This window comes from Brucella sp. JSBI001 (genome assembly GCF_026014005.1).
Lineage (GTDB): Bacteria > Pseudomonadota > Alphaproteobacteria > Rhizobiales > Rhizobiaceae > Brucella > Brucella anthropi.
This window is the reverse complement of sequence record NZ_CP110339.1, coordinates 1442234-1464279: the sequence shown is the minus strand read 5'-3', so window position 1 is coordinate 1464279 and position 22046 is coordinate 1442234. Positions and strand designations below refer to the sequence as shown.

The window sequence follows — 22046 nt, the reverse complement described above, 5'->3', positions numbered from 1 at the left end:
CCTCTTATGCTGCCTCGACACGCGCGATACGCAATGTCCCGATCAGATCGAGGTAGCGTGCGGCGGTCGTGTCGATGGTGTCCGGATGACGCGCATTCTCGCTGAGCGACTGGCGCAAGTCCGGGTTTTCCGCCATTCGACGCATCGCCTGGGCGAGCGCGAGCGGATCATTTGGCGGAACGGTAAGGCCATTGACCTCATTCTCAATCATTTCGGCCATTCCGCCGATATTGCTGCATATGACAGGACGGTTTTGTCCCTGTGCTTCCTGAATGACGAGCGGAGCATTTTCCCACCAGATCGACGGCATGATGGCGCAGTCGACGGACCGGATCAGCTGGGCAATGTCCTCACGACGATAAGCACCCCGACGCTGGACAAACGGCGATGTCTCGGCAAAGAGCCGGTCGATTTCGCTGACAAAGCTTTCGCTTTGAAATGGCGCTGCACCATGCACGCGCAATTCGAAATCGAAACCCTCGGAAATAAGCTGCTGTGCTGCTTCAAGCAGGACCGTTGCGCCCTTCCACGGATTGAGATTGCCGAAATAGCCGAAGACCGGTTTGTTGCGCTCGACCTGCCGCGTTTCGGCTGCGGGGCGTTCCGGTTGGCCATTGGGAATGACGCTGATCAGCTCTTCCGCAAGTCCCCATTCGACATAGCGTTGTTTCAGAAACTCACTCGGTGAGACGAATGCATCGACTGCGCTGAGGAGCGATTTGATATGCCGTTCACGCAGTACGAATTTATCAAGCGCGATGTCCTTGAAACAGGCATGGCAGCGGTCAGGACCGGCCTCATGACACAGTTCCTTTCCAGTGGTGCGAACCATCAGGCCATCATGGTGACAGATGGGGTAATAGTCGTGCAAAGTCAGAATGATGCGGCAATCCGGTAAAGTTCGGCGCACGATATGCGGGAATTCGGCGCCGAGCAAAAGCAGATGGTGCAGATGGACGACATCAGGCCGGAAATCCTTCAGTAGTTCGACAATGTCGGGAACGATCCCGTAAAGGTCGATCTGGCTCATGTAGAACCGGTCGAAATGACCGGACCAGAGCAGGATTTCATCGCCGCCATTACCGATGCTCTGAAAGCTCGTACCGGGACGAGCCTCACGATGCACCTTGTTGGTAGCACCCATGAACATGGCTTCGCAACCGGCGCGCTGATAGGCGCGGAAAAGATCATGTGCGAAAATTTCAGTTCCGCCGGGGTGCAGAGATGGATGGTTATGGGCTGCTATGAGCACACGCTGGGCCATCAGGCAGCACCTCGCGAGGCGATGAAAAGATCCTGATAGTGATCCGCTTCGATGCCGCGCCAGTGACCGAAGGATCTTGTCTCTAGTGTCAGTTTCGCGCCGGCAAGCGCACGATCCAGAAAGCCGTTTTCAAACCCGACCGCCGCAAGCGGCGGCAATTCCGGTACGAACCAGCACGGTCCGTTGCCATGGCGTTCAAATGCAAGTCGTTTGTCCCGTTTGCCAAGGCGGTCGCGCGCGGCCACATCGTCCACGACGAAGGCCGTCATGAATAATTTTCCACCGGGAACGAGGACGCGAGAAATCTGGTCGAGATAGGTCTTGACCTCGTCTGACGTCAGATGCGTGACCACCGATGTCATGATGATGAAGTCGAAGCTCTTGTCCGCGAAAGGCAGGACGAGATTGAGCCCGTTGACCGCCCCTTTTGGGTTATAGAGATCGTGGGCAATATCGATGTGTCGGAACTCGAAGTTCGGATAACGCGATGTGATGTTCTGGCGACACCAGTTCACGCCGCCTGCCACGGGATCAATCCCGGAATAGCGGGCTTTTGCCGAGTCGAGGTATTGCGTCAGCGGCACTGCCATGCGACCGATACCCGAACCGATATCGAGCACACGGGCGTCGGGTCGAAGCCCGCCCTTGCGAATGAAATGACCGAGAAATTCGGCGCCGACTGCACGATAATCCCCGTCGCCGACGAACACGCTGTTCGGGTCGGGGGAGGGCAAAAAGCGGTTCTTCAAAACAGACTGCATCAGCCAATCGGTCTGCGCATCCGGTATTGCTGGTTTGGCTTCAAATTCTGGCTGTTTCAGCGCTACCACGTCCGTCAAGCGGCGCTCCTTTCAGATTTGGTCATGATCACATTGGACAGGTCGGCAGCGCCTTCCTGTTCCTGGGGCAGGACCATCAATTCGGTAATGTCATCATCCCAGCGCTGTGTGTGGAGCCAGGAATTATATTGGCTGGCGAGGCCGCGCATGTAATCCGTGCTGCGGCGGATCGAACGGCGCTCGAAATGGTAAAGTGCTACGGCGGGTTCATAGAATATCTGGAAGCCAAGTTGCCTGATCTTCAGGCAGAGATCGCTGTCCTCGTAGTCGCCGATGACATAGTCTTCCGTAAAGCCGCCGACGAGATCGAAGATATCCTTGCGTGTTATCAGACACGCACCGGTAACCCCCGGCACCTCCCTCGAACGAAGCGCAGGCGGATAGTTGCCCGGCATACCCTTGTAATAATGGTGGTTCAGCCAGACACCCTGACGGTCGCGGGCAAAATAAAGCCCCGCATGTTGAAGCGAGCCATCCTCGAAAAGAAGGCGAGGGCCGATTGCTCCGAGCTTGGGCTGATCGAACAGAGGCTGGATCAGCTGCTGCAGCCAGCCATTTTCCGCAGGAACGACGTCGGAATTCAGCATCACGATAGTCGCTCCAGTCGCAATGCTGGCGCCTGCATTGCAGGCACGCGCATAACCACCATTGCGGTTCATGATGGCGAGCTTGAATGGCATGTCGTGCAGAATGTGCAAGCCGCCCAGCATATGCTCGGTGTCGTCCTGAATTTCAGGAGAATCCAGCACGAAAATGAACTCTGCATTCTCCATCAGCCAAGGGTCCGTCGCCATCGACGAGAACTGGAAACGCAGAAAATCCAGGTTGCGGTAGAGTGGAATAACGATGGATGCGAGTGCGGAGGCGGGCGTTGTTCCGTAATCCTTCACTTCGGATATCCGCACCGTTGCGGCGAGCTTCTTCTCAACTTCGGTGAGAGCTGGTCCCAGAATATGCGAGAAGACGTGAGGCCTTGCTTGCTGCGGCGGCACGGACCGCAAGATGCGATTACGCTGCGCCGATGGCTCGAAGGGTTGCGGTGCGGGGACGAGGGGCGCGGTGGTGCCGGACGCGAGACGCATCTGGAACCGCGGCTGCAAGAGCGGCCCAAGATTCTGCACCGAAGGAAGCCAGGCTACAAAGCCCGTCACGTCCTGCTGTGGCGTATCTTCCCGCTTGGCAATTTTGGCTGGAAACTTGTGAAAGTTCGGCTTCAACGACAGTGCGCTTCCGTTTTCGGGAATATATTCGATATCGGTAAGCATGGCGGCGGGGTCATGCATCCATCCGCCAACAATCAGTCCGCCATCGAGCGCCAATGCGAGATCGATTTCCGCTGCCGGATGGGTGGCAGATTGTGCGATCTGACGAACGGGGAGCGGAGTGCGCGTTTGCAGGTCGATGGCGACCGCAGCACCGGAAGGGCTTAGTTTGCCGAGCTGGCGAACAAGAAATTCCCGCAAAGCACCATTGCCCTGCCATTTGGTCCACCATTTGGCGAAATCTGTTTGTTCACCGGTCGTTGCCGCAAGCTTGCGAACGGCAACGCCTTTCTGGCCGGTGAACACCAGCAGCAGCGATGACGGCAGGTCTTGCGCTGCTTCCAGCAGAAAATGGCATGGCTGCCAGGCATTGCGAGCCTGCCTGCCCACCACAAATCGTGGCGGAATAACCGTGACGCTGCCGGGTGTGATGCCATAAATGGCCGAAATCTCGCCCAGCATCGGGTCGACTGCGGTTTCAAGAAGGTGATGTCCCTGAACCGGTTCGCCGCAATGCTGGGCCTCGCGCGGTTCCGGCGTCAATGCGAAAGTCAGGTCACGCACGAGGGATGCGAAAGTCTGGTTTCGCGACAGCCGGAAAGTGCTGCGCCACGTGGTCAGAATATTGGTCAGAAGCTTGATGTGGCCGGGTAAGGTGAGGTCGCTCACGACATACTCGACGTCAAAGGGAGCAAGCTCATTAGTAGGATACACGATAGCCTGAGCCGTAGGGCCGAGAGAGCCTGCGGAGAGCGAAAGTTCGACGGGTTCTTTACCCGTGCGCATGGCCCAAAACATGCGTAGGCCGCCATTCTCGAGCGGAATGCCAACGCTCAATAACGGAACCGGTTGGGCCGCCATTTCAAATGTGCATTTGGTGGTTGTGCGAGCCGGGCCTGGGATATCCCAGATGACCACAGCGACATCGGCGCAAAGACGGCAAATAGAGAGGTTCTCGGTTTTGCTTTCAGTGTCCGCCGAATGATCGAGGTTCAATGTGAGGCCCTTTCATTCTTGCAGGAAAGTTCGGCTTGCAGGAAGTTCCGGGCAAGCAAAAGTTAGGGAAGATGCGTGCCCGGTAAAGACGAAACGTGCCCGACGGGAGGATTGCCGGGCACGCTCTCAATTGTTCAATCAGTGAACAGTGAAGTACTGGTCGGGATGAGCCTGTACATCGTCTGCATTGGTGTTCACGAGGGTAACGGAATCGCCATTGCCGAGATCGACAACGACATTGCCACCAACCTGCGTGACACGATCGGCAAGATCGTCTGCGGAAGCGATATCAAGGCCATTGATACCCTTCTGAATTTGCAGAATGTCTTCGCCGGGATTGAAGTCGAGAATGACGTCGTTTCCGCCGCCACCATTGAACAGGAATGTATCGCTGCCATTTCCGCCGATGAGAACGTCGTTTCCGGCACCGCCATCGAGGATGTCGCTGCCATTCCCACCATAGAGAATGTCATTATGCGCGCCGCCAAAGAGCAGGTCGGAGCCGTTGCCGCCCTGGAGAATGTCATCTCCATTGCCGCCATACAGCACGTCGCTGCCATTGCCGCCGCTCAGGACGTCGTTTCCTTCATTACCGAAGAGAATGTCGTTCCCGTTTTCGCCGAACAGGGTGTCGTTACCCGTGCCGCCGAAAAGGATGTCACTCCCGTTACCGCCGAAGACAGTGTCGTTACCATCGCCTCCGAATACGAGATCATCACCGCCATGGGCGCGGATGAAATCGTCAAAGCGGGAGCCGAACAACACGTCGTCGTAGGCGCCGCCTTCTAAAGTGGCCATCTGCTTCTCCTTGTGTTCCTGTATGGGGTTTCCACAAGCCGGAATGCTCCGACCATTATGCTCTTAGTAGTCTGCTCTGCATTAACTGGAATTGCAACATTGGTAATTGGTATAAATTTGGCAACGATAAGTAACAAATTATTACCATTAATTTATATTGCAGTTATGTAAACAAAAATATGAATGATATTTATAGTAATTATAATTTCTATTTAAGTTGTATTTACAGAGAAAATAGTTCTAAATTTGAAATATCTGAGTGATGAAAAGAAAAATGAAAATATTTCAATGAGATGACGCCGCGCATGAAATGTCATGCGCGGCGTCCCTTCTTTTCGGAATTTCAACCTATGATTCGAGTTTTTACTTTGAAATTATCTGATCATTAATCTTCACGGAATGCCCGGTTCAAACTATCAGTGATAGGTGAGACCAAGTAATCGATGGCGCGACGCTCCTTGTGCACGATGATTATCTCGGCGGGCATGCCAGGATAAAGTCGGGCAGTCGGATTTGCGGCAAGTGACGCCGGAGTAATTTCGGCTCGCGCGACGAAAAATGCGGTATCTGTCTTTTCATCGAGTGATTGATCGGCGGCAATATAGGTCAGTTTGCCGTCTAGCGGCGCCATTGAGCGCTGATTGTAGGCAGTTAACCGGATCTGTGCGCCTGCGCCAACCGATATGCTGTCGATATCACGCGGGCTGATCTTCATTTCAACGACCAAAGGTTCGTTCTCAGGAACGATATCCATGATCGCCTCGCCCGGTGCGATGACGCCGCCCGGTGTTCGCAGCCGGATATTCGCGACAATACCATCCTGCGGCGAGCGAACTTCCACGCGACGCATCACGTCCTTCGCGGCAACGATACGTTCCTGCACATCGGAAAGCTCGACCTGACTGGAGGTGATTTCGCCTGCGATCTCCGACTGGAGATCGCTTTCGATCCCTGTCAGGGCGAACTCTGCACCAGCTTTTGCCTGTTCGGCTTTCGCCTTGTCACCGGCATATTCACCGCGGTCGCCCGCAAGCTGGCTGAGGCGTGTATCGATTTCCGTGAGTTTCGATTTCTGGGCAAAGCCTTTTTCAACAAGGCTGGCAATCGCCTTGCGCTGTTCGCTGATAAGCTCGATCTGTCGGTCGGTTGCCGCTATCTGCGATGTGGAGGCCTTGGCCTGTTCAGTATATTGCTCAATGGTCTTCTGCTGGATGTCGATCTTGCTCAGTTTCTGCGCAAGTCGTTTCTGGAAGAAGATGTTTTCGGCGCGAATGGCGTTCTGTGCATTCTCGCCGCCATCGGCGAAACCTTCCGGAAAACTGATTTCTTTTTCACCGGATTGCTCGGCGCGCAGGCGGGCCAGTTTTGCGATCAGGCCGATGCGCCTGCTCTCCAGAGATTGGAGATCGGAGCGTGCCTTGGTGTCGTCAAGCCGGAGCAGGGGCTGGCCGACCTTGACTATGTCGCCTTCCTGCACGAGCAGACGATCAAGAATGCCACCTTCGAGATGGCTGATTGTCTTGCGTTTGGAATCGACAATCACCGTGCCCATTGCGACTGCCGCACTTCCCAGATTGGCGGAATAAGCCCAGGCGAAGAATCCGCCGAAAGCGACACCGATTGTGGCGAGGCCTGCAATGATGAGACCGCGCAGCGGTGATCTTGAATCCTCTCGTTCCAGATCAAGCGCCCATTCAGGTTTGACACTGCCGAAACGGGTGAGAGTTTTGTGATCCGATGATTCTGCTCGCGGCGCGAGCAGGCTGGAGACACGACGAGAAATGACTGATTTACCCATCATGCGTTTGCTGCTCCCATTTGCGGGCCGTTATTGGCAGGTGTCAGTGATGCGACGACATCGGTGCGCGGACCGAACTGTGAAATCCGCCCGTTTTCGAGCACCAGCAGCTTGTCGGCGACCTGCATGATAGATGGCCGATGTGCGATCATGATGACAATGGCGCCATCGTCGCGGGCATGTTCGACGGCTCGGATCAGCGCACGTTCGCCGACGGCGTCGAGATTTGAATTCGGCTCATCGAGAACGATCAGGCGGGGGCGGTTGTAGAGGCAGCGGGCGAGCCCGATTCTCTGGCGCTGACCGCCAGAGAGGGTGAGGCGACCGTCGCCGACCGGCGTGTCATAGCCGAGCGGCATGCGTCCGATCATCTCGTGCACATCGGCAAGGCGCGCGGCTTCCAGCACGCGATGCGGGTCGCTGTCACCCATGCGGGCGATGTTGTCCTTGATGGTTCCATCAAGAAGTGAGACCGACTGCGGCAGATAGCCGGCAATCTCACCGAAAGAGCCACGTTCCCAGAGATAAACGTTATTGCCGTCGAGGAAAACGCCGCCTGACGTGGGTTTGACGATACCGATCAACAGTCGGGCCAGCGTTGATTTACCAGCAGCCGAAGGACCGACGACGCCCAGCACTTCACCTGGCGAAATCGAGAAGGAGATGCCCTTGATGATCGGAACGTCGACGCCCGGCGCTGCATAGATCAGCTTGTCGATCACGAGATCGCCGTTGGGTCGCGGTGTTGGCATGGTCTGGCGAACGGCCAGATTTTCCGAAAGCAATGACTGAACGCGTTTCCAGCTGGCAATTGCGCTGACCCACTGGCGCCAGTTTTCAACGATTCGATCGAACGGCATCAGCAAACGACCGATGATGATGCTGGTTGCGATCATGGCGCCGGGAGTGATTTCCTGCTGCATGGCAAGCAGCGTGCCGATACCGAGCGATCCAATCTGGATGATGAAACGTGCCGTGCGGGCAATCGAGGATAGGGCACGGGCGCGTGTTCCACCAAGATCGAGTACTTCCAGCGCCTGAACCTGCATCGTTCGCCATCGACGAGCGAGCGCTGGAAGCATGCCCATGGCTTCGATGACTTCGGCGTGGCGCAAGCTGCTGCCGATTTTGGAAACCGCTTCGATGTTAGCTTGATTCGCCTCCTGAATCAGATTTCGGGTCAAAAGGTCGGTGAGCAGACCACACGCCACCAGAATGATGACGGCGACGAGACCGATCACGCCCAACATCGGGTGAAGCAGGAACAGAACGCCGAGGAAAATCGGCGACCATGCCGCATCGAGCGGGGCATTGATGGCCGGGGATGTAAGGAAACTGCGCAACTCGTTGAGATCGCGCAACGTCTGCGTCGCTTTCGGCATCCCCTGATTCACAGAGGCCTGCACCGCTGCTGTCAGAACAGCTAGGTTCAGGCGGCGCACGAGCGCGCTGCCCATGGCCTGGAAGGAAAGCGAGCGGATATATTCCAGCACGCCGAACACCAGCATCGCACCAATGGCGAGTACGGTCAGCATGGTGAGCGTGTCCATGCTTCGGCTGTTCAGCACCCTATCATGAACCTGCAACATATAGAGAGGTACAGTGAGTTGTAGCAAATTGATACAGGCGCTCAGCAGCACTGCATAAAGTAGTCCCGACAGGAAAACGCGGCGGGCCTTGAAAATCAGGCCTTTGGGCGTAGTTACCGAATCGTCCTGCCTCTTTTTGTGCGCAGGGCTCTTGCCAATCGATTTGAATTCGCGAGTATCATTCATACGCTATCTGCCTTGGAATGGTCACAGGTGGCGGATATCCCTAAAAACTGTGTGCTAGTTCTCAAGATCAGTAAAGTAATACTGCAGAGAATGTGACAGAAAAAAGGTTCTTACGGCGGGGAAATGCGAAAGGAGCAAAGAAAATATAACTGCAAATTTCTTCAAAATTTGAAGTAAAATTGAAAATGGAGAGCAAAAGATGCAAAAACTTCTACACGAGGGAGTGGAAGTCGAAACATCAGTCGATGGCTTTACTGCCGTTGATTTTCCTGAAGTTACCGCCGAAAAACAGGAACGCAGACATCCGGTCCATACAGTCGTTATCACGCATTTCGAACTGGCCCGGATGATAGAACGAGTAAACCGCCGCTTTGTGAGCTTGCTGAAAACCGAGCTGACGAAGTTGGGCGTGGAAGATATCGGCCCGGCCCAGACCCTGGTTCTGATGGCTATCGGCGATGTCGAGCTCACTGTGGGTGAATTACTGGATCGCGGACATTACGTCGGTTCCAACATTTCCTATTATCTTAAACAGCTTACCGATGGTGGGTATGTTGATCGTGTCGCCTCGCAGAGGGACAAACGGTCTGCCCGTATCCGCCTGACGGACAAGGGTGAGCGGCTGTGTGCAAGCTTGCGGAATGCAAGCCGGGCCTACAACCATATCCTCACTCGCGATGATGACGATCTCAGAAATCTCGAGATCGCCTATCAGACTCTGCACAGACTGGAACTCGTGTGGGGTAACGCCGCACGATTTGGCATTTGATGTGTTGCGACGCTTTTTCGGCCACTAGCCGAGCACGTTTCGTAACATGCGTATAGCATTTGTGCACAGGCGCGGTTTCGGCCAGTTTGCTGCTTTAGCCGAAAGTCTGGCTACCAGCGGACATGATGTAAGCCTGATCTGCGAGACAGTGGACCGTCGCCTCCCAGCGGTCCGCGTCATCCGCCACAGAGTGGAATCTGGTCCTCGCACCGGCGGTGCGATGGCCAGATATCTCGAAGTACCCGATCATCATACGAGGATCGGGTACCGTGTGGCCGAAACCCTGGAATCCATGGCTCATCAAGGCCAGGCGCCCGATATCGTCATCGGTCATATTGGTTGGGGCAGCTTGATGTTCGTCAAGGACGTGCTGCCGTCAGCACCAGCTCTTGGTTATTGCGAGTTCTTCTATCGCGCCAATGGTGCGGATGTAGGATTTGCGCCCGGCGACCGACCAGACATCGAAACTCGCAAGCGTCTGCGTTTGCGCAACATGGCCCAGCTCGTCACCCTTGAAGGAATCGATGGTGGGTTTAGCCCGACACACTGGCAGAAAAGCCTCTACCCGCGTTCCGTGCAGAATCGCATCGCCGTGGTGCACGAAGGGGTGGATACAAAACTCTTCTATCCAGACCGTCACGCCACGATTCAGCTACCCGATGGACGCACGCTGAAGGCAGGAGAATCGCGCGTGATTACATTCGTCGCACGCGATCTCGAACCCTATCGTGGATTTCCGCAAGCGCTCGAAGCCGCTGCCAAGGTCGTTCGGCAGAACGATGATGCGATCTTCGTGTTTGTCGGCGGTGATGGTGTCAGCTATGGAACGCCACCGCCCGGTGGCGGATCGTGGCGCGAGCATCTGGTCAAGAATTTGGATCTGCCGCCGGATCGCATCGTATTTCCTGGTACAATTCCGCACGCCCAACTCCGTAAGCTCTACCAGATATCCACCGCACATATTTATCTGACATATCCGTTTGTCCTGTCCTGGTCGGTGGTGGAAGCGATGGCCTGCGGCGCGCTTATCATCGGTTCGGACACGCCGCCTGTTCGGGAAGTGATCCGCTCAGGTCAAAACGGGCTGCTCGTGCCGTTTTTTGACTCGGATGTGTTGGCGGAAGTGATCATGAATGTCCTTCGCGATCCCGATGCATGCCTCCAGATGCGTGCAGCCGCACGCCGGACAGTCGAAAATCGGTTCAGGCTGTCGGATTGTTTACAGCAGCAAAAAACCTTGATCGATGCAGTATTGAACGGGAGATAGTCAGTATGTGGCGACAATCGGGCGTGCAAACAGTGATAATGAAATATAAAATGCCGTATTTCTGCGTGTTTACGACGTAAACGCAATATATATGCACATTGTTTCAAATTTTGAATTAAAGTTGTTCCAAATATTCGCAATATTATCATATAGTTGATGCTATAAGGCTGTTGACAATACATTGACTGTATTTTCTCATTGCAAGTGCAGGCCGAGACTCCCAAGTCGGCCATCACACAATGGATGATTATGTTGAGCACACCACTTCCTGCGATCTCGGCGCGGAAATCCCGCCGATATGCCATTGCTTCGATGCGTGATCGTGAAGCGCTGGAAGCGACGTCTCTGGGCGGGCTGACCACTTTTGTTGAAGGGGATGGAAAACGTCTTCGGCTGGCGAATACATTTCCGCTCATCGCGATTGCTGCTTCGCAAGAGGGCGAGGACGAACTGAAGACGGTTCTGCAACAGGTTTATCGTCTGAGCACCATTCCGGAACTTCCCGTTGTGCGAATCGACGATGCGACGGCGGAAACCGTTCCCCTGCTGGTCACCCAACTGCTTGAGAGCAGTTTGGATCGCCTTGTAGGCCACGTCAGCAAGGTTCACACCGAGCTCGCCATGCTGCGTCGCGAGCGTGAGACAATGTTTGAGAATTACCGGGCGATTGAAGACGCGTTTCACGCTCGCAACTGGGATTCCTCAACGGAAATCTTCAGCCATGCCCCTCTGGTCGACCCGAAGGACGAAGGCTTTGCGCGTCTGCTGCGCGAATCGGAGATCGAACAGCTTTTCCCGGTTTCGAGCTATGCCGTTTCCGGTTTTGCCCTGCATTTCCGTGAGTTGCCTGCTAATCGCAATGGCCAGCTGATCGTTACGCTGGACTATCTTGAAAACGGTGAAGGGATCGCCGAATGGCTGGTGCCTTACGGTGCGCTGCATTCGGAGTGGAACTTCTTCTCGCTTCCGAAGGCGTGCGATGGCAGCCATCGGACATTGCGTCTGCGCATCTCAGCTTCGGGCGGGGTTCCACCAGAATTGTCGTTGGGCAATGTGATCGCCAATGAGCGTTATGCGGCGCGTGCGCGTATTCCACATGCTGATCTTGACATGCGCCCTCTGGCATTGCGGATTTTCACAGGCCTGCCGGGCGTCCGTCCGGCATCGCTGCCGAATGCCATTGTACCGACTGCGCTGATCAATGGCCGCAGGGTTGATGATTACCGTCTGCCCGTTGAATTGCTGCGTAACGTGGCCAACGTGTCCGTCACACCTATTACGCCCGACTTTCCGACTGTGCGGTTTCTTGAACATGAAGATGCCATCGGCTGCCATCCGCTTGAGGAGGGGGTCACCGCAGCTGCAATCCGTCGTGTGGTCGCGCCGGGCACAGTTCGAGTTTCAGCGCGGGCTGTGATCGATCATCCCGAAGGCCAGCCCTGCGCAGTGGGACTGCTGCTGGTCAATCTGGCGTCGGATGTGAAGGAAGAAATCGATGCGATTTCCAGCCTCGACCGCCGCCGCCAACAGGTGTTGTTCAGCGGCTGGTCGGAAGTTGCACCCAATCGTCCGATCGACATCAACTTCATGCTTGAGGAACCGATCGACCGCACGATGGATCTCGTCGTCCTGAGCAAAGCCGCAGCAGGTTCCGTGGATTTTTCCTGGCTCAAAGTGTTCAACTTCCGGCTGGTCAAGCACATTGAGGCGCGCCCCAGTCAGGAAATAACCAAAGAGGCCGCGAATGTACGATAGGTCGAAAGATTTGATCGTTGTCGCCATGCCACTCTATGGTCATGCGGCGCTGGCTCTCGAAGCGCTGGAAACCGTTCTCGCGTCAGAAACGGTTTTCCGCACGCAGATCGTGGTGTCCGTCGATGGTGATCCGCGCCGCGAAGTGTTTGATAGCCTGACGCTTTATGCGGCGGCTCATCCAAACATTCACATCATCTTCGGCGAGAATGCAGGGCCCGGCGGGGCGCGCAATCGTGCTGTCGACTATATTCTCGAAGAGATGCCGGATGTTAAAGCGGTTTATTTCGTTGATGCCGACAACCGGGTACAGCCCCACACCATCGATACGCTCTATCGCAAGCTTTTGGCGTCGAATGCGGGCTGGGTTTACACCAATATCGATACCTTTTCGGTCAACTGGCGCGCTCATTATGGCGACAGCTATTCGCGCCTGATCCACTGCATCACTGATAATATCTGCGATACCGGATCAATGATTTCTGCGGAGGTTTTCCGCAGCGGTGTCCGTTTTGATGATGATCGTCAAAATGGCTTTGAAGACTGGGAGTTCTGGCTGTCCGCCATTGAGGCAGGCTTTGTCGGTGCGCCTTGCCACGATACCGGCTTCGAGTATCGCCTGCGCGCGGAGAGCCGTTTCAAGGAAGCCAATCGTGATCGCTCCGGCTCAATCAGTTTCCTGCGCAAGCGGCACAAGGCGCTGTTCCGTCGCCCGACGCTTGTGGGTTTCGAGCATGAAGAATGTCCGCGCTATGGCGTGATCCGCGCAGGCGAGGGGACGGTCAGCCTTTTCACCGACCTCAGCCTTGGCACCTCAGATCTTAAATTTGATGATGCCATTCGCGCCTTCTGGGGCAGTGTGTCCGAACCGGACAATTTTCACTTTCCGCCGTTTCTAGCCTCTTCGAATACAGAGACATTGAAACTTCTGGCGCGTTCACGACTGTTGCCGAATATCCTGTCGCGGCTCGAAAAGCTTTCTGAACAGGCCAATATCGTCTTTGTGGAACTCACCAATGTCGAAGACGAGCGGCGCATCGATACTGAGATCATGCCTTCCGGCACGCGCCAGCCGCACGCTGATCTGATTTTCGTCTCGACGAAACTGATCAAGGACATCATCGAAAACGATGCGCTGGATTGGTTCGCATCATTGGGCACGCAGCAATTGTGGCCCACATCGGCGCGGATGAAAGTGCGTTTCCCGTTCCCGCGTGTGCGTCAGCGCCGGGCCTTGTCACGGCCTGAACAATCGATGCTCAATCTGGTGACGTCGATTGCGACCAGCCCGCTCAAGCAAAGTGCGGCCATGCGCTGGACATGGCGTCCGCGTCGCCTGCCCGCACTTTCTGAAATGTATCAGGTGCTGCGCAATGAACTTGGTGGCGGGCCGGTGCTGCCACTTGCGCATAATGCAGCAAGGAAGAAAACGGCTGCCGTTCTGGTGCCGAATGCCTCGTTCGGCGGGGCGGAGAAGGTTGCTTATGCCGCCGGGCGTGAGTTGAAAAACCAAGGATTTGAAACCCACCTCTTCGTGCTTGGCAATGAGCGGATGGATGTGCTGGACGAGTTCGACCAGTCCTTCGACTACCTGCATTTCTGGAAGGATGGCATTCCCGCCTGGGGAGACACAAATCGCTTCTTGGGGCAGGATTTTATCACCGACGATCATCCGCTTGATTGGGGCATCCTGCGTGGCCAGCTTTCAGGATTCGACCTTGTCGTGAACAATCACGTCATGGCGGCGCATCCGTTGATGGGTAAACTTCGCTCTGAAGGCACGCGCACGGCCTGCTATCTGCATGTGGTGGATGAAACGGTCTTCCGCCGTCAGGCGGGGCAGCCCTATGCCGCGATTGCCTTTGAACATGCCTATGATGCATTTCTGACCTGTTCGGATCAATTGAAAATCTATCTGCACAGCTTTGGCGTGCCGTATGAAAAAGTGTTCTCCGTGCCAAACGGAGCTAGTTTTTCAATCGATACAAAACTGCGTGCGCAAGTCACCGCAGCGCGCAAGCAAGGCCGCAAGGGCGAACCGATGCGAATGCTCTATATGGGGCGTCTCGATCGCCAAAAGGGTATCGACAGGCTGCATGATGCAATCGTCAAGCTGAAAGAGCAGGGTATTCCCTTCGAAGCGCAGGCAATTGGCGGCGAAATCCTCTCCGACGATCCAAGTGCCTCTTGGATGACGCGCCTGAAGGATGCGGGTGTGAAAGTCTCGCCACCAGTCTTTGACGGCAAGGACATTGCGAACCATCTCGCATGGGCCGATGTTCTCTTGATGCCATCGCGCTGGGAAGGTGCGCCGCTGATGATTGCCGAAGCACAGCAGCTTGGCTGCGTGCGGTTGCGACGGCGGTTGGTGCTGTCGATGAGCTGATCAATCATGGCCGCGATGGCATTCTCATCCGCAATGGCAACGATGCGCAGATCGTCTCCGACATGACGCGCATTCTGACCATTCTTGCGCAGGATCGCGAAGCCCTGATGCGAACCGCTGAAGGTGCGCTCGCCTCCGCTGCTCACCGCACATGGAGTTCGGCTTTCTCCGAATTTACCGATTGGGCGAATGAAATTCGTCCCGCTTATCCGAAATCCCGGTCTTCCCAGCCGGATGTTGCAGATGCTGCCAGCACGATTGCCGTTCTCCCCGGCCGTGCAGTTGCCTGATTATACCAGAAAGGTCGACCTATGAGCCGCCCAACCAATCCAAGAATCCTCGTCACAGGCATTCCGAGCCATCTGACGCGCCTTATCCAACGTGCGGATAAAGCGCAGGTCCATTATTCGGAAAAACAGCGGGATTCCGAATCCAGGGATAATTTCATCCAGGAGCTGAAGAATATCAGCAATACTGGCAATTATCTGATCGGCGAAGGTGCCATGACGGCGCTTCTGCCGAGCGCCAAGCACATCCCGTTCTGGCATCTCTATAATTGCGTGAACAATGGAACGGGTCTCGAAGAGGTCAACAAGGAATTCGATATCTGCGTCTTCACCTGCGCAAACCTTCTGCGCAAAGGCCTGTCTGCGGATGCGGAAGCCCTCGTTCTGTCCAAGCTCGACATGCCGGTGGTTATGCTCGGCATCGGCATCCAGAACCGTCCTGACATTGAAGGCGAAGACGGCCTGCCAGCGGGCACGAAGAAGCTTTTGGAAGTACTCAAATCCCGTGAGCATTATTTCCTCACGCGCGGTGAAAATGCTGCCGGATATCTCCGCGATCAGGGCTTTTCCTATGTTCGTCCGGTCGGCTGTCCGTCGCTCTATTTCCGTCCGGATAATATGCGCAAGGCGATCAGTCGTCTGCCCGATGTGAAGGTGGGCGAGGGTCGTACCGTTTTCACCGGCTATATGGGTGCGGAACTTGAAACCATTGGTGATATGAACGCGCTGAGTTCGGATGATGGTCGTTCTGCCTATGTGGTTCAAGATGAGCTGCTGCACTTCGACATGCAGCTTGAATCCGATGCCAATGGCCGCGCCTACGATTCCACAACCGGCGAACTCGTCGGTCCGTTGACCTACAAGGGCTCGGACGATCTCAAGAAGAAGATCAGCGTTCACGCCTTCCTCGATACTAATCAATGGCGCGCCTGGTGCTCGACTATGGATTTCTCCTTCGGTCGTCGTTTCCACGGCAATGTTATTTCCATGCAGGCTGGTGTGCCGAGCCTGATGGTCGCTGTCGATGATCGTATGCGAGAGATGCTGAACTTCTCAGGCCTTCCGAAAATCGATGCCCGAGACCTCAACGCGGCCAATGACCGGCGGGCTTTCGTGAGCGACCACATCGCCGCGATGAATATCCCCGAAGTCATCGAAAACTACTCGGCGCGAGAACGCAATTTCCGAAGTGTGCTTTCAGAAATCGGCATTGGATAACTCCCAGTCCAGCCCGGTCTGAAGCAGGCTTCAGATTTATATTGTTCGCATGTCTTTGTCCCAAAACCGGTTCCCATTTTTGGGAGACATGCCTTAACTCCAGCGAAGATGGATCACCATGCGCATAATGATCACCGGCATCCCGTCCTATTTGATGCGGACCGTCGAAAGCGTTTCTGGGGCGAGTGTCAAGCATCGCCCCTATTTCGAGCCCATCCGCACGAAGAAGGATGTGATCGATCAGGTCAAGAAGATTGCCAATACGGGCAATTATCTCATCGGTGAGGGCGCAGCCAACGCCGTGCGCGGCCATGATGTAACCTATGTCCCGTTCTGGCATCTGGCCAACAGCCTCAATTCACCGGATACCTATGCGAAGCTCAACGAAAGCTTTGATCTTTGCCTGTTTGCCTCAGCCAATCTTCTGCGGCCCGGTTATGCGGCAACGACGGAATCCTTCGTCTTTGAAAAGCTGAACATGCCGATTGTGGTCATGGGCATCGGTATTCAGAAGAAGGAAAATCTGAAAGCGGAGTTGCCAGAAGGCACGCGACGGTTCCTCGAAATTCTGCGCCGCAAGGAAAGTTTCTTCCTCACGCGCGGGCATTTCACCGAAGAGTTCCTGAAAGATGCGGGCATGAAATATGTCCGTCCGACCGGCTGCCCATCGCTCTATTATGCGCCGGATCAGATGAAGCTCTCGCTGAGCCGCCTTGCCGATCCTAGCCTTGCAGACGCGCAGAAAATTTCCTTCGGTGGTTATCTCGGCAGTGTGGCGGATACGATTGTTGATGCCCATGCACTGCTCGAAAAGGACAGCGTTGCAAGCTACGTCATTCAGGATGAGGTCATCGTCTACAACATGAACATGGCGGGTGAAGATCATTCCGAAGCCTATGATCAGGCCGCAAGCCGCATCACGGCGCCGGTCGATTACAAGCACATGGAAAAATGGCAGCGCAAGAACGAGCTGCTGGTATTCTTCGATACGCACAAATGGCGCAGCTGGATTTCCAGTCAGGATTTCGGCCTGAGCCGCCGTTTCCACGGCACGATCATCGGAATGCAATCGGGTGTTCCGGGGCTGATGATCGCGGTCGATGACCGTATGCGCGAAATGCTCGGTTTTGTCGGCTTTCCGCATATCGATGCGAGCGTCTGGAACCGCGAGCCGCAGAAAAAAGCCTATCTGCGCGACTTCCTTTCCAGGATCGATGTGCCAGCGGCCATCAATCGTTATTCGGAATGTGAAGCCAATTTCAACGGCGCGCTGAAGGATATTGGTATCCGATGATGCAAACGCGCAAGAGCATCGGGAGTGGGGTGGTGGCAGTGGTGGCGCTTTTAGGCGGCATGTTGTTAGCAGCCCAATCTGAGAGCGCTTTTGCCGATACGCGCTTTGGCGTCAACAGGGTCAACATGGCCTGGCTCAAGCCGGCAGAGCGCAAACAGATCTTCGATCAGATGGTCGAAAACGGCGTGGTGGCAGTTCGGTTGTCGCTCACACGACCGATTGATCAGAGCATCGATGCTGTGCGCCTTGCCCATGAGAAGGGTCTGGCCATTCTGCTCGAAATATCGCTCAACAATGCAGACTTCTATCCTGAAGGAACGAAGCCCCGTTCCGGGCGTGGGCGTATCTGGGACATGTATCGGCTTTCCGACATATCTCCCGAGCACTTTCAGCAGGCAATGGGTGACGCCTTGCAAAAGATTGATGCGCTGGGGGTCCCGCTCGTTGCCGTTGAACCCGGCAATGAGATCAACTGGGGTGCCTATAATGGCGATCTTGCCATTCTGCCCAAGGAAAAGATGAAGACTGCCCGCTCTTTAAGCGAGATGGAGGAGATTCCTCTGGTCGAAAAAGGTGCTGAAAAATACGTCGAACTTTTGCGTATTGTCCGGGCAGAGCTGGCGAAAACCAAGCATAGCACCGAGGCAAAGGTCGTATCTGCGGGTTTGTCCGATATCCCTTTCATCGATGCCGACCGGCGCGGAATCGACACTGTCGAACCCGCCGCCTTTACTGATCTTCTCAAGAAGTATGGTTTGGATGGCGCTGCAGACGGCTACGGCATTCACATCTATCCGGGCAGCAGTGGCACGCGGGCCGCACGTGCAAAGCACATCAGCAATGCGCTTTCGTTCTGCGGTGGGGCGGATGGCAAGCCTTGTTGGATCACGGAATGGGGCTTTGCCAATACGTCCAAGGCCTGCCCGGCCAATGACAATAATCGCGAACAACTGGTCGAGAAAGCACGCGACCGTTTTCGGCAGATGATGGATAGCGGCCGGATCGCAGCTGCTTATTATTTTGATTGGGATGCAAGCACTTACGGTGTGTGGCGTTGCGGTTCGCTAACGCCAGCCGGTAAGGCTGCAACGGTGACGAAATGAAACTCAAGACTGTAATCATCGGTGGTTCAAACACTGTCATGCTGCCCGGTTATCTGCCGACGCTTTTATCGACGATGGCGAAACGCGGGGTGGAACTCGACATCGTCGCTGATCTTGCGGTCGGGGGCACGACGAGTGCGCTCGGTCTTTATCAGCTCAAGCAGTTCGAACAGCTCGAAGAGTGTGAGCTGTTGCTGATTGAGTACGCGATCAACGATGCCTTCGTTTATGGCGATGAACGGCGTCCATTCCGTCATTGGGCACGGTTTTACGAAGGGATCATTCGTTACGCGCTTGAGCGCAACCCAAACTTGCGTATTGCAACGCTTGTGTTCGGCGCACGCAATGGCTCATTTCTGAATTCCGTTCCCTCTATTGATGCCGGCATCAACTACATTTCGCAATGGTATGGAACGATCTCAGCCGATGTCTCGCGAATGCTGATGCAACAATATGGCCGTGATGTCGTAAGCAATCCGGCTTTCTATCTCGATCAGGGCCATTATGCGCGCCCTGTTTCCACAACCATCGTTGCGAATTTGATTGCGGATGTTCTTGAACCGGCCTTGTCAGTTCCGCATCGTCCGAAGGCGCTGCCATTCGCCATAGATCCAGACCATTTCGCCAATGCGCGCGCGCTGAGCGGCGAGCAGCTTTGCAAGCGGCTGGGGCGCGTGCCGGTCCAATACAGCAATCGCCGGTTCTCGATCTCGGCTCTCGATCTCGGTTCAGACAGAATGCGCTTTGAAGTTGATAACGGGCAGCTGCTGGCGCTTGGCTATGTTTGTGACCCCCGTATTCCGCCGCTTGATGTTGCGATGGGCGGGGAGGTGCACCGCGCGGCAATGATGAAGGGCGGCGTACGCGACGGAACCTACAAGTTTCTGGTTTCGATGCTGAGTTTCGAGTTTCTTTACGGCACTAAATTGCTGGAAGCACGCGGGAATGTGGCGCTTACTCTATCCGGTGCCGAAGAGGGCGTGGAACATAAGCTGCATGTTCCCAAAGATAGTGCCCATCACGAGGAACTGCCTTTGGAGCCGGTGCTTCCGATAACCGGCATGCTGTTTTCCGGCAATTTGAAAGTCATGTCGCTGGAGAAGAAAGCTGCGGAAAACACCGTTCTATCAGAAGCGGCCCAGTAGCCGTTATTCTACGAAAATGTTGACGCTGGCGGCCCGTCCGGCAGCGTCGACCACGGTCAACGTCGAATATCCGGTTCCGTCCGGTTGCCAGTTTGTTGTCCGCCGCCGTTCAATCTCAGCAATGGGCTTGCCATTGGCAAGCCAGCGAAACGGTGCGCGTCCGCCCTGTAATTTCAGCACCAGCGGCGAGGCATTATCGGTCAGGGCTTTCAATTCGACATGCGCGCCATCAGGTGGAAACACGATGCGCGGCGCAGGCTCAATCGAGGCTTTGAGAACCGGCAGAGGATCGCTGCTCGATGAAAAACGTATCTGCGTCACCGGAAGATCAGCGCGTGCTGTGCGAAATGCGCCAGCAGGCGCACGCGGTAACGGCACGGAAACAACGCCTGAGCGCACAAAGGCTTCAAACAGGATGGGCGCCGCCGAAACATAGCCCGCAAGGCCCGGCACCGAGCCACCATCGGCACGCCCGACCCAGACACCCAGCACATAACGCCCGTCATAACCGACCGACCAGGCATCACGATAACCATAGGACGTTCCGGTCTTGTAAGCGAGGCCGAGGCGTTTAGCACCCTGCGGCGGCACGACACCGGCCAGAATATCGCCAATCTGCCACGATGCCTGCTCGGTGAGAATAGGGGCCGATGGCTGCACCGGCTCGGTACCTTCGGTGCCGTCACGAAGGGCTGCACCGCGACCGCCATTGGCAAGGCCTGTATAAAGCTGCACCAGATCGCGCAGGCTGATGCCCGCACCGCCAAGTCCGATGGCAAGGCCCGGCGCTTCGCCTTTCGGCAATTGGAGATTAACCGCCGCCTGACGAATACGCGTGGTGAGCCGTGCTGTACCGACTGCATCGAGCAGGCTGATGGTCGGCACATTCAGCGACATTTGCAGCGCCTGACGGATGCTGACATCGCCCTGATAGCTCATATCGAAGTTACGCGGACGATAACCCGCAAAATCCTGCGGGCGGTCCTCGATGATGGTTTCCTGCGCAATCAGTCCCTGCTCGAAGGCCAGCCCATAGATGAAAGGTTTGAGCGTGGAACCGGGCGAGCGCACGGCGCGGGTCATATCGATCCAGCCCTGCCGCTTGCCATCGAAATAATCAGCGGAGCCAACCTCGCCAAGAATATTGCCGTTGCGGCTGTCGGCCAGCACCATGGCGACCGATACTTTTGGCCCAAGCTTCGCAGCAGCTTCGCGTGCCACAACTTCAAGCCCAGCCTGCACCGACTTCTTAAGCGTCAGCTGATGCCGGGCCTCGGTCGGTGCCTGCTTCAATGCGAGATCGGCAAAGTGGGCGGCCAATGAAGGCAAGGGATGACGCGTCGCGGATATGCGCTCACGCGATGCGCGCTCGGCTTCTTCGCTCGTGAAAACATCAGACGAAACCATGCGTTTTAGAACGCGATCCCGCGCAGCAACCGCATTCTCCATCTCGCGATCCGGGCGGCGGCGCTCCGGCAATTGCGGCAGGGCAACAAGAAGCGCTGCTTCCGATATGGTGAGGCGCAGCGGCTCCTTGCCAAAATAGGCTAACGATGCCGACCGCACCCCCTCCAGATTGCCGCCATAAGGCGCGAGTGTCAGATAGCGCTCCAGAATTTCAGACTTGCTTAACCGCCGTTCGATCTGGATTGCACGCGCCAGCTGTCGGAACTTGGAGCCGAAGCTGCGGCTTTCGCGAGGTTCTATCAGGCGGGCAAGTTGCATGGACAGTGTGGAGCCGCCGGAAACAATACGACCACTCCCTGCAAGCTGATAAGCGGCACGCAACAGCGCCCAGCCATCAATACCGCCATGATCGTAGAACCGCTTGTCCTCATAGGCGATCAGCATTTTCACGAATTTCGGATCGACATCCTCAATCCGTGTATTGAGCCGCCAATAGCCGTCCGGCGTTGCATAGGCGCGGAGCAAAGCGCCGTCACGATCCATGACTTCGGTGGAAATGGTCAGCCGTTCCGGCAAAGGCGGAGGATAAGCGCGGTCGAGCCAGTCAAGCCCAGCAACCGTTCCTACAGCGGCGATGCCGAGAAACACGGCACCGCCAATCGCTATTTTCCACCGCCTTTTCATTC

At 55.7% G+C, this 22046-nt stretch carries 14 protein-coding genes and 1 pseudogene; 8 read left to right on the top strand and 7 right to left on the bottom strand.

Annotated elements, in window-relative coordinates:
• Nucleotides 1-4 precede the first annotated feature (4 nt).
• The 6 genes from LJ361_RS07035 to LJ361_RS07010 all read right to left on the bottom strand — a co-directional run bounded on the left by LJ361_RS07035 (nucleotide 5) and on the right by LJ361_RS07010 (nucleotide 8732).
• Nucleotides 5-1264 (bottom strand): glycosyltransferase family 4 protein, encoded by a 1260-nt coding sequence (locus LJ361_RS07035; RefSeq protein ID WP_264813092.1) that lies wholly within the window; start codon nucleotides 1262-1264, stop codon nucleotides 5-7.
• On the bottom strand, nucleotides 1264-2103 hold the full coding sequence (locus LJ361_RS07030) for a class I SAM-dependent methyltransferase (RefSeq protein WP_264813091.1): 840 nt from the start codon (nucleotides 2101-2103) through the stop codon (nucleotides 1264-1266). Before LJ361_RS07030 ends, LJ361_RS07035 begins: the two co-directional genes overlap by 1 nt.
• Nucleotides 2100-4361, bottom strand: a complete 2262-nt coding sequence (locus LJ361_RS07025) for a glycosyltransferase family 2 protein (RefSeq protein WP_151615613.1) — start codon at nucleotides 4359-4361, stop codon at nucleotides 2100-2102. Before LJ361_RS07025 ends, LJ361_RS07030 begins: the two co-directional genes overlap by 4 nt.
• 138 nt (nucleotides 4362-4499) lie before the next feature.
• A complete protein-coding gene (locus tag LJ361_RS07020) occupies nucleotides 4500-5159 on the bottom strand; it encodes a calcium-binding protein (RefSeq protein ID WP_010658633.1) in 660 nt (219 codons plus the stop codon).
• A 385-nt stretch (nucleotides 5160-5544) separates the two neighbouring features.
• Complete coding sequence (locus LJ361_RS07015) at nucleotides 5545-6960, bottom strand: HlyD family type I secretion periplasmic adaptor subunit (RefSeq protein ID WP_010658634.1); 1416 nt, start codon at nucleotides 6958-6960, stop codon at nucleotides 5545-5547.
• A complete protein-coding gene (locus LJ361_RS07010; protein ID WP_264813090.1) occupies nucleotides 6957-8732 on the bottom strand; it encodes a type I secretion system permease/ATPase in 1776 nt (591 codons plus the stop codon). Before LJ361_RS07010 ends, LJ361_RS07015 begins: the two co-directional genes overlap by 4 nt.
• 199 nt (nucleotides 8733-8931) lie before the next feature.
• Here LJ361_RS07010 and LJ361_RS07005 point away from each other — a divergent pair, with 199 nt between their 5' ends.
• From LJ361_RS07005 to LJ361_RS06970, 8 genes and pseudogenes are all read left to right on the top strand, one after another.
• A complete protein-coding gene (locus LJ361_RS07005; protein ID WP_010658636.1) occupies nucleotides 8932-9501 on the top strand; it encodes a MarR family winged helix-turn-helix transcriptional regulator in 570 nt (189 codons plus the stop codon).
• A 46-nt stretch (nucleotides 9502-9547) separates the two neighbouring features.
• Nucleotides 9548-10768, top strand: a complete 1221-nt coding sequence (locus tag LJ361_RS07000; protein ID WP_264813089.1) for a glycosyltransferase family 4 protein — start codon at nucleotides 9548-9550, stop codon at nucleotides 10766-10768.
• A gap of 249 nt (nucleotides 10769-11017) precedes the next feature.
• On the top strand, nucleotides 11018-12523 hold the full coding sequence (locus LJ361_RS06995; RefSeq protein ID WP_151665355.1) for a DUF6212 domain-containing protein: 1506 nt from the start codon (nucleotides 11018-11020) through the stop codon (nucleotides 12521-12523).
• Nucleotides 12513-15196 (top strand): annotated as a pseudogene (locus LJ361_RS06990) (glycosyltransferase). Before LJ361_RS06995 ends, LJ361_RS06990 begins: the two are co-directional and overlap by 11 nt.
• A gap of 21 nt (nucleotides 15197-15217) precedes the next feature.
• Nucleotides 15218-16411, top strand: a complete 1194-nt coding sequence (locus LJ361_RS06985; protein WP_071630835.1) for a polysaccharide pyruvyl transferase family protein — start codon at nucleotides 15218-15220, stop codon at nucleotides 16409-16411.
• A 118-nt stretch (nucleotides 16412-16529) separates the two neighbouring features.
• Nucleotides 16530-17705 (top strand): polysaccharide pyruvyl transferase family protein, encoded by a 1176-nt coding sequence (locus tag LJ361_RS06980; RefSeq protein ID WP_094541075.1) that lies wholly within the window; start codon nucleotides 16530-16532, stop codon nucleotides 17703-17705.
• The gene (locus LJ361_RS06975; protein ID WP_151665357.1) at nucleotides 17702-18808 is read left to right on the top strand and encodes a glycoside hydrolase; all 1107 of its coding nucleotides are present in this window, start codon (nucleotides 17702-17704) and stop codon (nucleotides 18806-18808) included. Before LJ361_RS06980 ends, LJ361_RS06975 begins: the two co-directional genes overlap by 4 nt.
• Complete coding sequence (locus LJ361_RS06970; RefSeq protein WP_151665358.1) at nucleotides 18805-19953, top strand: SGNH/GDSL hydrolase family protein; 1149 nt, start codon at nucleotides 18805-18807, stop codon at nucleotides 19951-19953. Before LJ361_RS06975 ends, LJ361_RS06970 begins: the two co-directional genes overlap by 4 nt.
• A gap of 3 nt (nucleotides 19954-19956) precedes the next feature.
• Here the strand turns inward: LJ361_RS06970 and pbpC are convergent, their stop codons facing one another.
• Nucleotides 19957-22044, bottom strand: coding sequence for a penicillin-binding protein 1C (gene pbpC, locus LJ361_RS06965; protein WP_264813085.1), 2088 nt, complete (start codon nucleotides 22042-22044; stop codon nucleotides 19957-19959).
• Between the last annotated feature and the right edge of the window lie 2 nt (nucleotides 22045-22046).